Below are 12,551 nucleotides of genomic sequence, written 5' to 3' on the forward strand. Positions count from 1 at the left end.
AGACGGCGTCCGCTACTCCTTGACCGACCCTGCCGTCAGGCCCTCGACGATCCAGCGGCTGGCCAGGGCGAACAGGACCATGGTCGGCAGGATCGTGAGCACCGCGGCGGCCGACATGGGCCCCCAGGCGATGTTGAACGTCGAGATGAAGCCGTTCAGGGCGGCCGGGATCGTCTTGTTCGCGTCGGAGTTGATCAGCACCACCGACAGGAACAGCTCGTTCCAGCAGTTCACGAAGTTGAAGATGAACGCGGCGACGATCCCCGGTGCCATGACCGGCACGAGCACCCGGAACAGCGCGCCCAGCCGGGAGCACCCGTCGATCATCGCCGCCTCCTCCAACGCGTCGGGCATGTTCTCGAAGAACCCCCGCAGCATCACGGTGGAGAACGGGATGCACATCGCGACGTAGACGAGGGCGAGCCCCGGCTTCGTGTCGACCAGGCCGAGATCGGAGAGCATCGCGTACAGCGGCCCGAGCGCGATGAAGGCCGGGATCATCTGCGTCAGCAGGAACGCCACGAGCACCGCGCCCTTGCCCCGGAACTCGAACCGGGCCAGGACGTAGGCGCTGAGCAGCGCGATGAGCGTCGCGGTGGCCCCGGCGGTCAGGGCGACCACCAGCGAGTTGCCGATGAACGTGCCGAAGCTCGAGGTCGCGAACAGCTCCGTGTAGTTGCCGGTCGAGGGCTCGGACGGCCAGTACTCCAGCGGCCACCGGTTGATCGAGCCCGGCGACTTGAACGAGGTCACGACCACCCAGTAGAGCGGGAACAGGGTGATGACCAGCCACAGCGTGAGTCCCGTGACCCTGGCGACGCGCATCGTCATCGCTGGTTCACCCGCCTCATCGCCATCAGGTAGAAGGCGCAGAACACGAACAGGACGACCATCACGACGAGCCCGATGGCGCTGGCCAGGCCGTAGCTGCCCTGCTGCGTGAACTCGATCATCCACGTGGTGACGATGTGCGTCCGCCCGGCGGGTCCGCCGGCCGTCATCGCGTAGATGATCTCGGGCGAGTTGAACGTCCAGATCGCGCGGAGCAGCACGGTCAGCGCCAGCGTCGTCCAGATGTACGGGACGACGATGGAGAAGAGCCTGCGCACCGTGCCCGCACCGTCGATGGCGGCGGCCTCCAGGACCTCGTCGGGTACCGACTGGAGGGCCGCGAGGATCATGATCGCGAAGAACGTCACGCCGTACCAGACGTTGGCGACGATCACGGCGACCATGGCGAGCCGCGGCTCGGCGAGCCACGGCAGAGGCGCCTCGATGGCGCCCGACCTCATCAGCAGGTCGTTGACCACGCCGAACTCGGCGTTGAACATCCAGCGGAACAGCATGCCGACGAGGAAGCCCGACACCGCCCACGGGTAGAACACGAGCGCCTGGTAGAGCGCGCGGAAGCGGAACCGGCGCCACAGCCCCAGCGCGACGAGGAACCCGATCACGAGCTGCGGCACTATCGAGCCGACGACCCACACCACCGTGTTACCGGCGACCACGGGGAAGACCGGGTCGCCCAGGATCGTGGCGAAGTTCGCCAGACCCACCCAGGGCGTCGAGGTGAGGTCCCAGAGGTTCCAGTCCCGGAACGCCATCTGGACGCCCTGCAGCATCGGGAAGTACGTGAACCAGCAGACGAAGATGATCGCGGGGGTCAGGAACCCGAGGATCGTCAGCGCGTGCCGGCGACCGAAGGCCGTGCGGCGGCGGGTCGGGCGTGCGGTCCCGACCCGCGCCGGAGGGAGGGTGGTTGCTGTCACGTCACTGCTCCGCCGCGTACTTCTCGGTCCAGAACGTGTCCCACTCCCCGAGCAGCTCGCTCGTCGTCATGTCACCGAGCAGGACCGCCTGCACGTCCTGGTCCGCCTTCTGCTCCCACTCGGTCCACCAGCTCTCGCCGCGCGGCTGCACCACGTTGACGTAGGTGTCCGGGTCCTCGGTCATGGTGACGTAGCTCGTCCACGGGCCCTCGGAGTAGAAGGGGTCCTCACCGGCGCCGTCGATGATCGGCACGAGACTGTTCTCCTGGGCGAACCGGGTGGCGGGCTCCTCGCCCGAGAGGAACTCGACGAGCGCGACCGCCTCCTCCTGGTGCTCGCTCGCCTCGGCCACGCCCCAGCCCGCGGTCGCGAGCGGCTGCGCCGCCTTGCCCGTCGGACCGGTCAGCAGCGGAGCGGTGGACCACTGGTCCTGGGTGATCGTCGTCGACTCCGCCACCGTGGCGATGACCTCCGGGTCCTGCAGCAGGAACGCCGTCGACCCGTTGGTGAAGCCCTCCACCATCTCGGGGTAGCCCCACGACACGGCCGACGGCGGCGCCGCCTCCTCGAACAGGGAGAAGTAGGTGTCGACGGCGTCCTGCGCCTCGGGCGCCGCGAAGATCGTCGACCCGTCCTCGAGCAGGTACGCGTTCTCCACGTCGAGGTCGTCGATCGTGTACGCCTCGACGGCGGCGACGACGTTGCTGAACCCGTTCTGGCCGCCGCGGAACGCGTAGCCGTACGTGTTCTGGGCAGGGTCCTGGATCGCGGAGGCCTGTTCGAGCAGCTCCTCCCACGACGCCGGCGGTCCGTCGAAGCCGGCCTCCTCGACGAGGTCGGTGCGGTAGAACAGGGACAGCCCGTAGAAGCCGTAGGGCACGAAGTAGCGGGCGCCGTCCTGCGCGGTGACCGCCTGCGCGTTGTCGGTGAGGGCGTCCCAGCCGGCCCAGCCGGTGACGTCGTCCGACAGGTCGTAGAGCCAGCCGTTGTTGCTGAACGCCCCCACCGTGCTGTCGCGCACCTCGAGGACGTCGACACCCCGGCCCGACTGCAGCATCTGCTGCAGCTTCTGGTCCGCCTGGTCGGTGGGCGGGGAGACGAGGTCCACGGTGACGCCGGGGTTCTCCGCCTCGAACTCGTCCAGGAGCTCGCGGACGAGCGCCGTCCGGGCCGGGTTGGTGAGGCTCTCGACCATCTGCAGGCGGACTGTGCCGTCCTGCGCTGATCCGGCTCCGGTGCACGCGGTGAGCGCGAGCAGGCTGATCGTGGCCAGGCCCGCGGTGACGGCAGTTCGGGTGCGGTTCATGTGCGCACCTCTCCTTCTTCTCGTTCGACTGATGACTGTGGTGTGCCGCTGGGTCAGCGGCCTCGGCGCTCTTCGGCGAACGCCAGGATCTGGGGAACCGCCCGCTCGACGAACGCGTCGAAGTCGCGCGGCTCCGTGTACAGGTGCACCGAGAGGCGCAGGTAGCCGACCCCTGCGACGCTCGTGAAGGCTGACTCGACGCCGGCGAGGTCGAGCAGGCGCAGCCGCAGCTCGTCGGCGTCCGTGCGGTCCCGCCCGAGCCCCTCGGGCAGGCGCAGCAGGCGCATCGAGACCACGGGCATGGCGACGTCGGTCGCGACCGGGGCGTCCACGAAGGGCTGGAGGGCCGCGCCGATGACGGCGGCGCCGTGGTCCGCGAGCGCCGTCATGGTCGCGCGGGTCCGGGCCCAGCCGTGCTCGCGCTCGACGAGGTCGATGGCCCGGGGCGAGGCGATGTAGCCGGTCGTGTCCATGGTGCCCTGGGAGTCGAACCGCTCGGGGTAGCGGTCCTCGGCGCCCCAGGAGTCGATGAGCGGCCACAGGTCGTCCCGGTCGGCGGCCTGGGTGACGAGCAGGGCCGATCCGCGGGGCGCGCAGGCCCACTTGTGCAGGTTGCCGAACCACCAGTCCCCGCCGGCGACGGCGGCGGCGTTCTCGACGAGGCCCGGGGCGTGGGCGCCGTCCACGAGCACGCGGGCGCCGCGCTCATGGGCGAGCTCGGTGATCCGCGCGGTCGGGAGCAGGCGCGCGGTGGGCGAGGTGATCTGGTCGACGACGACGAGGCGCACGGCGTCGGTGAGCTCGGTCCGGAACCGTTCGACGACGTCGTCCGCCGTCGCGGCGAGCGGGAGCGCGACTGTCCGCACCCGGGCGCCGGAGCGGCGGGCGAGCCGGCGGGCGCCCATGGTGACCGCGCCGTAGCCGTGGTCGGTGACGAGGATCTCGTCGCCGGGCTCCAGCCGCAGGGAGTTGAGGACGACGGTCGCTGCCCCGGAGGCGTTCGGCACGAATGCCGTGTCCTCGGCGCGGGCGCCGACGAAGGGCGCGACCTCACGGCGGGCGGCGGCGATGAGCCCGGGCGCGCGGGGGAACCAGGCGACGGGGCTCAGGTCGGCCTGCCTGCGCAGCTCGTCCTGGTGGCGCACCACCTCCGTGGGCACCGCGCCGTAGGAGCCGTGGTTGAGGTGCACGACCGACCCGTCCAGCGGCCACGCCTCGCGCCGGTCCCCCGGACGCGAGCTGGACGGGCGCCGGAGCTGTGCGTATCTGGTCCATCAACACCTTCCCATCGATCTGTCGGACAACCATGGCAGGTCGGACCGGCCCGCACCAGGGATTCGCGGGAAATGACACAGATCTGTAGGACAGGTTTTACGGGCGTGAAATCTCCGCCGCACTGGCGGGGACCTGACATGCTGGTGGGATGCACGAGGTGAGCGCAGTCGAGACGGCCCTGCACGGGCTGCGTACCCTGATCGCCGACGGCTCGCTCCAGCCGGGCGACCGGATGCCGAGCGAGGGTGAGCTGAGCGAGCGGCTCGGCGTCTCGCGCGGCTCGATCCGCGAGGCGATCCGTACGCTCTCGGCTCTCGGCGTCGTCGAGACCCGGCGGGGTGCGGGTACCTACGTCGGCGAGCTGCGCGCCGCCGACATGATCCGCACGCTGTCGCTGACCGTCGGGCTGCTGCCGCTGGAGTCGATCCTCGAGCTGTACGAGCTGCGCCGTGTGCTGGAGGCGCACGCCGTCGCCCTCTCCGCCGCGCGCTGCGACGACGCGACGCTCGCCGGGCTCGGCGATCTCCTCGACCGGCTGGAGGCGAGCGAGGACGTCGACGAGCAGTCGGCGCTCGACCACGAGTTCCACATGGGCATCGCACGGCTCTGCGGCAACGAGTCGCTCGCGTCGATGGTGGCGGTGCTCAGGTCACGGTCGCGCGCCTACCCGGTCCTCACCCCGGAGACCAAGCGAGTCTCCGACGCGGGGCACCGGGCGATCCTGCGTGCGCTCGTGTCACGTGATCCCGTGGCCGCGTCGGTCGCGGCGGCGGCCCACGTCGCCCAGAGCGAGGTGTGGCTGCGCGAGCGTCGTCCGGCACCGGAGGCGATGGTGGGGCCGGAGGCGTGAGGCGCGCCCGGCGTCGGCAACGACGTCCGGGTGAGTGGTGTGGCTACACCGGGGCGCCGAGGAGTCGATCGATCGCATCCTGGGCGGTGACGTCCGGTCCGAGGACGATCTCGTGGTCGAGGCCGAGGCGGTCGTCCGGTGCCCACCACTGGGCCATCTCCTCGGGCGTGAAGTGCGTAGCCTGGGGCCGTCCGGCGTGCCGGCGCACGGTCTCCTCGAACGGCACGTCGAGGTAGCCGACCGCGCTCTCTCCCGCGTGGTCGGCGACGAGGCCACGGAGCATGTCGCCGTACCGAGCCTCGTGCATGATCCCTTCGACGACGACGCTGTACCCCGCGTCGAGGGCATGGCGGGCCGCGGCGTCGATGAGCGAGATGTTGAGGGCTCCTGGAGTGTCTTTCTCCCACAGCAGCGTGCGGCGCACGTAGTCCTGCTCGATGAGGGCGGTGCCGCGTCCCATCTGCTCGCGCAGCTTTCGGGCGATGGTGCTCTTGCCGGAACCGGAGGGGCCGCGCACGATCACCAGGCGGGTCCTGGGGCTACCGGTCAGGGCTCGCGAAGTCGGCGTCGGCACGCGGTCAGCGTAGTTGGGCGACCTGCTGAGCGTGCCGTGGGCGTCACGCTTCAGCTGTTGCCGGCAGGCGCCCGCGTCGCCCACGCCGGGACCGCCACCACCGAGGCCACGGTCAGCGAGTCCACTCCCCCGGACATCGGGATCCGGACCGTCATGTCGCACTCCGCGATCGCCCGGGCCTTCAGTCGGTCGCCCTCGGTACCGAGCGGCTCCAGCGGCCGGTTCTCCCAGCATGCGGGTGCGGCGCCCTCGCTCCTACTCCAGAAGGACGCGGACGTCCCACGGCCCCAGCTCGACCAGCGCGTCGGCCTCCAGTGGCTCGGCGGAGAAGAGGTCCGTGACGTCGGTCGGCAGCTGCACCGAGCAGGCCTCCCACGACCAGTTGTGCAGGACTCGCAGCCGACGGCCTGCGGCTGTCGTCGCTGAGGTCGCCGTGACCGAACCGGTCGTCAGGGAGCTCCAGGCGTCCCTGTCAGCTGGCACCGCCCAGGAGACCAACGCAGCCGCCAGCTCGGCGTTGGGCACGGTGCCGACGACGGTGACGCGCCCCAGCCCTGCCTCAGCGGTGGTGATCGCCGGGTACGGGCCGAACGCGGGGTGCTGATATCGGGCGAGGATCTGGACCGAGTCGTCCGAGACCCGCAAGTAGTCGACCCATGCTGTGCCGGCGGCAGCGTCGGGCAGCTCCAGTACGCCGTCGGAGCCCGTCACACGCACCGGTGTCGCCAGGTTGCTGAACTCCTGGTAGCTGACGCCGGCGGTGGCGGCGAGCCGCGCCGGCTTGACCTCCGTGCGTGCTCGGGCCTCGGTGTCCGCATATCCGGTGCGCGGTCCGAGCACCAGGTGCCCGCCCGCCTCGGCGTAGTCGCGCAACCAGTCGAGCAGCGCGTCGCCGGCAAGGTAGAGCGCCGGCACCAGCAGGACGGGCAGCTCGGCGGCGACCTCGGCCGGTTCACGCAGCCGCGTGCCGTCGCCCTGTTCGACCAGCTGGACGTCGTGAACGATGCGCACCGGCGCACCGGCCTCGAACGCTCCCCGGTAGAAGGCGTGCACTATCCGCTGGTAGCTGCCGGGGTCGGCGGAGCCGTCGTCGCGGGCGAGCGCCGGCTGACCCGCGAGGCCCCACATCGACTCGTTGGACCACAGCAGCCCCACGGTGGCGTCCGGGACGAGTCCGCTCAGGTGATCCTCGGCGGACTTGATCTCCGCACCCAGCGCGGCCAGCTGTTCGTAGGCCCGTCCGGGCCGCTGATCGTGCGGGAGGATCCCGACCCAGTACGTCTCGGTACCGAAGTGCAGTGTGTGCCAGTGCCAGTACTCGATCATTCGTGCGCCCCGGACGATCATCGCCCAGGCGGCCTGTCGCCACTGGCCGTCGAATGCGGGCGCGTTCATGGCCGGGCCGCCGATGGCCCCGGCATTCGTCTCGGTGACCAGGAACCGAGCCTGCTTCGAGGAGTACATCCGGTCCGCGCTGTGGAATATCGCCCAGGTCCCGCTCGTGGTCCAGCCCAGCGGGAGCTGTTCTGCGGCGGGGAGAGCGAGGCCGTCCTGCATCGCGTAGTAGGGATTGCCCGCGGTCACGTCCAGCGCCGCCGTCAGCTCCGGGTCCTGCACTCCTGGCCTGTCGTAGGCGATGCAGGTGGTCACGAACTTCTCGGCGCCTACGATCTCCCGGACGATCCCGGCCTGCCAGCCGATGAACTCGGTGACCAGCCGGGCCTGGAACCTCCGCCAGGCGAGGTCGTACTGCGGTTGGGCGTTGTTGTCCGGTCGCCAGAGATCCGCCCAGGTGGTGAGCCGATGCGACCAGTAGACGAGTCCCCACTCCCGGTTCAGGGTCTCGACGTCGCCGTACGTGCGGCGCAGGTCGTCGACGAAAGCCTGGAACACACCCTCGTTGTGCAGCAGCTCGAGACCGGGTTCGTTGTCCACCTGAAACCCGACCACCGCGGGATGGTCGTGGTAGCGCCCGACGACCGCTCGGATCACGCGCTCGGCGTGGAAGCGGTAGGCGGCGTGCGTCAGGTCCATCTCCTGCCGGGCACCCCAACCGATGCGCTCTCCGGTGCGTCGCTCCCCGGCGATCTCGGGATACTTGCGCGTCAACCACGGCGGTACGGCGTAGGTGGGCGTACCCAGCACGACGGCGATCCCTCGCGAGTGCGCGCCGTCCAGGACCGGCTGCAGCCAGTCGAGGTCGAACACCCCGTCCTCCGGCTCCCAGGTGGCCCACGTGGACTCACCCACCCGGATCACGCTGAACCCGGCTTCCTGCATGAGGTCGAGGTCCTGGTCGAGCCGGGGAGAAGGTTGGTACTCGTGGTAGTACGCGGCACCGAAGAGCACGCGGTCGTTCATGTCTGTCAAGGCAACGAGGTCCTCATCTGGAGGGGTGGGTAGGACGGGCGACGGCGCCCCCGCGCCGAGGAGGTCGCGGAGGCGGGGGCGCCGTCGCCGACAGTGCTAGGTGCCGCCGTTACGGGGTCTCGGTCGCGGCGACGGTCTCGCACCGCGGGTCGATACCGCCGAGGTTGGCGTTGAGCTCCGTGCGGTACTCGGGGGCGACACCCGACGCGCAGATGACCTCCCACGCAGCGCTGGGCCAGTTGTTCCCGCTGACCTTCACGTTGTCGATCAGCCGGTTGTTGCGCTCCGCGGCGTTCGGGATCTGAGCACCGCCGGAGTTGTACCAGTTCTCCTGCAGCGTGTTGTCGTTCGTGCCGTTGCCGGCGCTGTACGCGTTGGTGAACACCCACGGGTTCGAGCCGCTCAGGACGTTGTGCCGCGAGAGGATGTAGCGGCTGCCCTCGTCCAGATAGATGCCGACGCCGGAGACGTTGTACATGTAGTTGTCCTCGATCACCGTCCCCGGGCTCGCCGAGAGGTTGTAGATGTTGCCGGAGTCGGCGAAGTCGGGCTTGATGTCGCGCACGAGGTTGCCCGCGATCAGGTTGTCCTTGAGCGTCGTCGGCGTCTGGTAGAGCGGGTTGTGCTTGTAGTACCCGCGGCGGACGTACTCCTGGGAGCCGCCGGCGTCGTTGATCCCCCAGCCGAAACCGGTGTCGATCGCGTAGGGGAGGTTCGCGACCTCGTTGTGGACGATCTGCGCCCTGGTCACGTAGGTGCTGAGGATGCCGGAGTTGTCCTGGTACTCCACGGCGACGTGGCTGATGGTGTTGTTCGCGATGCGGATGTCCTGGTTCGTCATCCGGGGGTCGCCGGGGTGATGCGCGTCCGCCCGGAGCCCGCCCACGAACAGGGCGTGGCCACCGACATGGGTGAACACGTTGCCGTTCACGTCGATGTCGCTGGCGCCGAGCCCGATGCCGGTGAGCGTCGCGTTGTCGTCGTTGCCGATGCCGAGACCCGACGACCCGAGGTTACGGAAGGTGTTCCGCTCGAACGTGATGTGGTCGGCGGCGGACACCTGCACGGCGGAAGGCTCCTGGAACCAGGTGTTGCGCGTCCGCTCGTACGCCTCGCAGCCGCGGCTGCAGCTGGTGAAGGAGTCGGCGGGGCGGTAGTCGTACTCGCCCTTGAGGTAGCCCCCGTTCTGCTGGCTGACGTAACCCTCGTTCGAGGAGGGGCCGAGCCAGGAGGTCCCGGTGAAGGTGAGACCGCTGAACTCCAGGTTGGAGACGGGGGCGTCGTAGGTGCCGCCGACGCTGACGAGGGTCTCCACCCGCGGGAGCTCGATGTCGAGGTCCTGCGGGTTCACGCCGTCCGCGGGCTTGTAGTAGAGCTTCCCCGCGTCGGGGTCGACGTACCACTCCCCCGCCTTGTCCAGGAAGCTGAGCGAGTTCGCCAGGAACCACTTCGACTCGGCGAGCAGCGAGTACTGCACCGTGTCCCAGCCCCACGTGTTGTTGTCCCAGGCGGGCTGGGCCATCGTGATCGTGCTGCCCTCGATGCTCTGCACCGGGGAGTAGCGATCGGTGAAGTCGCCGAGCGACTCGAACTCGATCCGGTCCTGGTCCGGCAGGTCCGCCAGGTAGGCGAGGTCAGGATTGTCGATCGTCATCCCCGTCGGGGTGAGCGTCAGGTCGGTCAGCGCCAGGCTGGTCGAGGCCCGCGGCGCGGCGACGCCGTCGACGTAGAGCTGTCGGGTCTCGAAACCGGCCGGCGTGTCCGCGACGTAGATGTTCGCGGCCTCGTCGTACTTCTGCCAGCCCGAGAGCTGGGTCGAGCCCGAGATCTCGGGGTGCGCGCCCTCAGCAGCCGTCCAGCGCACGGTGTGCCCGTCCCGGCCGCCGTCCTGCGCACGGAACTCGAGCGGGCGGTCGATGCGGTAGGTGCCGTCGGCGAGGACGACGGTGACATCGCCCTTCCCCTTGGCGGCCGTGTGACGCACGACGCCCTGCACGTGCTCCAGCGAACACGGGTGCTGCTCCTGGCACTGACCGTGGTCGCGACCGTCGGGTGACGCGTAGTAGACCTTGTCCTTCTGCGGTGGTGCCGCCTGGGCGACCGATGCGCCCAGACTGCTCAGCAGCAGGGCTGCCACGCCGACAGATCCGGCAGCCGCTCGCCACCGGCCCTTCCTTCGAACAGAAACTTCCCGCGTGCGTGACATCAATGTCATGGCTGTTCGCTTCCGTGATGTTGAGCAGGGCTGCTTTGCCCCGGGCCTTACGGAATCATACGTATGACGTATGCGCAAGAGTCGCCGGTGCAGGAATCAGCACTGCTCGCAACGGGCCTATCTGGCGCCCTTCGCCCCTCGATGGTCAGCCGGCCGCCGGCGCGTCCAGGCGTCCACGATGTGCCAGAGCATGGTCGAAGCCGCCCGTTCGGGCGACCCGGCCTCAATGGCGGCAAAGATCTGTTCGTGCTCCTGGAGGGTCTGCTCGTGGAAGGTGGCGGGCACGTCGACCGAGTACCGGCTGCTCTCCCGCGCCCGCTCGAACAGCGACCGCGCGATGCTCTCCGCCAGGCGGTTGTGCGACAGCTCCATCACGGTCTCGTGGAAGGCGACGTCGGCCGCCAGGAAGCGGGGGACGTCGTCGAGGGACGCCCGCATCTCCTCCAGGGTGTCGCGCAGCGCCTCGAGCTCGGCGTGCGAGCGCGTGGCCGCCGTCTCCCGCGCCATCGCCGACTCCAGCTGCGACCTGACCACCGTGAGCTCGTCGAGGACGCCCAGCGAGCGATCGTGGGCGATCAGCGCCTCGAGCACCACACGGTCGAGCATGTTCCACGACCTGGTGGGCTGGACGACCGTGCCGCGGCCCTGGCTGACGGTCACGAGGCCCTTTTCCTCGAGCTTCTTGATCGACTCGCGCAGGACGGTCCGGCTGACGCCGAACTGCTGGCCGAGCGGCAGCTCGGGCGGGAGAGTGTCTCCGGGCTCCAGCTGACCGGACACGATCAGGTCGACGAGCGCTTCGACCACCACGATCCCCAGACGCTTGGCCGGCGTCCGCATGGGCAGCGAGAGCGCTCCGGTCATCTGGTCGTCAGCGCCATCGGGTTCCGTCATACGTGAACTATAACGAAGGAGGCTGAGCCAGCAGACGTGTGATGTATGCTGTTTTGGGCGCCATGGCGGCGCCGCTACCCGATGACGGGCCCGCGCCGAAGGACAGCAACTATGAAGATCACTGGCTTCCGCACGCTCACGACTGTCCAGGACTGGGGGCGCCCGGTGGGGGACGTCAACGGTTTCATCGACGACGGGATCACCGAGGTCCCCCTGGTCGTGATCGAGACCGACAGCGGGCTGGAGGGTGTCGGCGTGGGCTCGCACGCGGACCTGGACCGCCTCTTCCCCGCACTCGAGGGCCAGGACCCGCGGGCGACCTCCACCCTCCACGACCGCATGCTGGCGCACGTCTTCAAGAGCGGGCACGCGGGCGCCACGTTCGGCGGCGTCGGGGCGTTCGACATGGCGCTGTGGGACCTGAAGGCCAAGATGGCCGAGGAGCCGCTCTGGCGCACGCTCGGTGCCGCCGACCGCTTCGTCCCCGCCTACGCCTCGGCCCTCGAGGTCGCCGTGCCGGACGAGGACCTCGGGGCGCTGCTCCAGGGCTGGGTCGACCGGGGCTTCACCAGCGTCAAGCTCAAGGGCGGCCTCGACCTCGACCGGGACGCCGCGCGGCTCCGCCTGGTCCGGGACCTGTTCCGCCAGAACACGCCGCGACCGGCGCTCATGCTCGACGCGAACGAGTCGTGGAGCCGCAAGCAGGCCGTCCGTCACATCAGCGAGCTGGAGCGCGAGTTCGACCTGACGTGGGTCGAGGAGCCGCTGCGCCGCTGGGACGCCGAAGGGATGGCGATGCTGACGCGCTCGGTCCGCGCGGCCGTCGCGACCGGTGAGAACCTGACGGGCCTCGAGCAGCTGCGGCCCCTGCTGGACGCCGGCGCGGTCGACATCGTGCAGGTGGGCAGCATGTGGGGCGTGACGCACTTCCTCCGCGTCGCGTTCGTGGCCCATGCGCACGACCTGCCCGTCAGCCCGGTCGGCTCGCTCGCCAGCCCGGTGTGGCACGCGGCCGCTGCCGTCCCCAACCATCTGGCGCTCGAGGTGCAGAGCCTGACCGACCCCGTGGGCCTGCACACCGACCACGAGGTGGCCGACGGCGGCGTCGTCCTCGGCGACGAGCCAGGCAATGGCCTCTTGATCGACGAGCACGCCATCTCCGAGGCTCACGGCCGTGCGGGATGGTCCAGGGCGTCCGGGCCGCACGTCCGACCGGCACGCGCCGGTCTGCGGCTCGTCGCGGAGGAAGCCTCGGGCCGCCTGTCGTCCGAGGGCCGCTGAGCCCGGCCGCTGAGCCC

Annotated in this window: 10 protein-coding genes; 2 read left to right on the forward strand and 8 right to left on the reverse strand. The window is 69.9% G+C overall.

The window, feature by feature from the left end:
• Positions 1-12: 12 nt before the first annotated feature.
• From ACNYC2_RS14090 to ACNYC2_RS14105, 4 genes are read right to left on the reverse strand one after another with little or no spacing between them, the layout of a single operon-like run.
• Complete coding sequence (locus tag ACNYC2_RS14090; RefSeq protein ID WP_419707622.1) at positions 13-831, reverse strand: carbohydrate ABC transporter permease; 819 nt, start codon at positions 829-831, stop codon at positions 13-15.
• Positions 828-1,769, reverse strand: a complete 942-nt coding sequence (locus ACNYC2_RS14095) for a carbohydrate ABC transporter permease (RefSeq protein WP_419707623.1) — start codon at positions 1,767-1,769, stop codon at positions 828-830. Before ACNYC2_RS14095 ends, ACNYC2_RS14090 begins: the two co-directional genes overlap by 4 nt.
• A gap of 1 nt (position 1,770) precedes the next feature.
• The gene (locus ACNYC2_RS14100; RefSeq protein WP_419707624.1) at positions 1,771-3,075 is read right to left on the reverse strand and encodes an ABC transporter substrate-binding protein; all 1,305 of its coding nucleotides are present in this window, start codon (positions 3,073-3,075) and stop codon (positions 1,771-1,773) included.
• A gap of 53 nt (positions 3,076-3,128) precedes the next feature.
• Positions 3,129-4,265, reverse strand: coding sequence for an aminotransferase class V-fold PLP-dependent enzyme (locus ACNYC2_RS14105; protein WP_419707625.1), 1,137 nt, complete (start codon positions 4,263-4,265; stop codon positions 3,129-3,131).
• Positions 4,266-4,498: 233 nt separating this feature from the next.
• Here ACNYC2_RS14105 and ACNYC2_RS14110 point away from each other — a divergent pair, with 233 nt between their 5' ends.
• The gene (locus ACNYC2_RS14110) at positions 4,499-5,200 is read left to right on the forward strand and encodes a FadR/GntR family transcriptional regulator (RefSeq protein ID WP_419707626.1); all 702 of its coding nucleotides are present in this window, start codon (positions 4,499-4,501) and stop codon (positions 5,198-5,200) included.
• Between the two features lie 43 nt (positions 5,201-5,243).
• Here the strand turns inward: ACNYC2_RS14110 and ACNYC2_RS14115 are convergent, their stop codons facing one another.
• From ACNYC2_RS14115 to ACNYC2_RS14130, 4 genes are all read right to left on the reverse strand, one after another.
• Complete coding sequence (locus ACNYC2_RS14115; protein ID WP_419707627.1) at positions 5,244-5,774, reverse strand: AAA family ATPase; 531 nt, start codon at positions 5,772-5,774, stop codon at positions 5,244-5,246.
• Positions 5,775-6,029: 255 nt separating this feature from the next.
• Positions 6,030-8,135: a beta-galactosidase gene (locus ACNYC2_RS14120; protein ID WP_419707628.1), complete on the reverse strand. Its 2,106-nt coding sequence runs from the start codon at positions 8,133-8,135 to the stop codon at positions 6,030-6,032.
• A 118-nt stretch (positions 8,136-8,253) separates the two neighbouring features.
• Entirely contained in the window at positions 8,254-10,281 is a 2,028-nt protein-coding gene (locus ACNYC2_RS14125; protein ID WP_419707629.1) for a right-handed parallel beta-helix repeat-containing protein, read from the reverse strand.
• Between the two features lie 195 nt (positions 10,282-10,476).
• Positions 10,477-11,253, reverse strand: coding sequence for a FadR/GntR family transcriptional regulator (locus ACNYC2_RS14130; protein ID WP_419707630.1), 777 nt, complete (start codon positions 11,251-11,253; stop codon positions 10,477-10,479).
• 111 nt (positions 11,254-11,364) lie between these two features.
• Here ACNYC2_RS14130 and ACNYC2_RS14135 point away from each other — a divergent pair, with 111 nt between their 5' ends.
• A complete protein-coding gene (locus ACNYC2_RS14135; RefSeq protein ID WP_419707631.1) occupies positions 11,365-12,534 on the forward strand; it encodes a mandelate racemase/muconate lactonizing enzyme family protein in 1,170 nt (389 codons plus the stop codon).
• The last annotated feature ends 17 nt before the right edge of the window (positions 12,535-12,551 follow it).

It is taken from the genome of Promicromonospora sp. NFX87, assembly GCF_048564965.1.
Classification (GTDB): Bacteria; Actinomycetota; Actinomycetes; order Actinomycetales; family Cellulomonadaceae; genus Promicromonospora.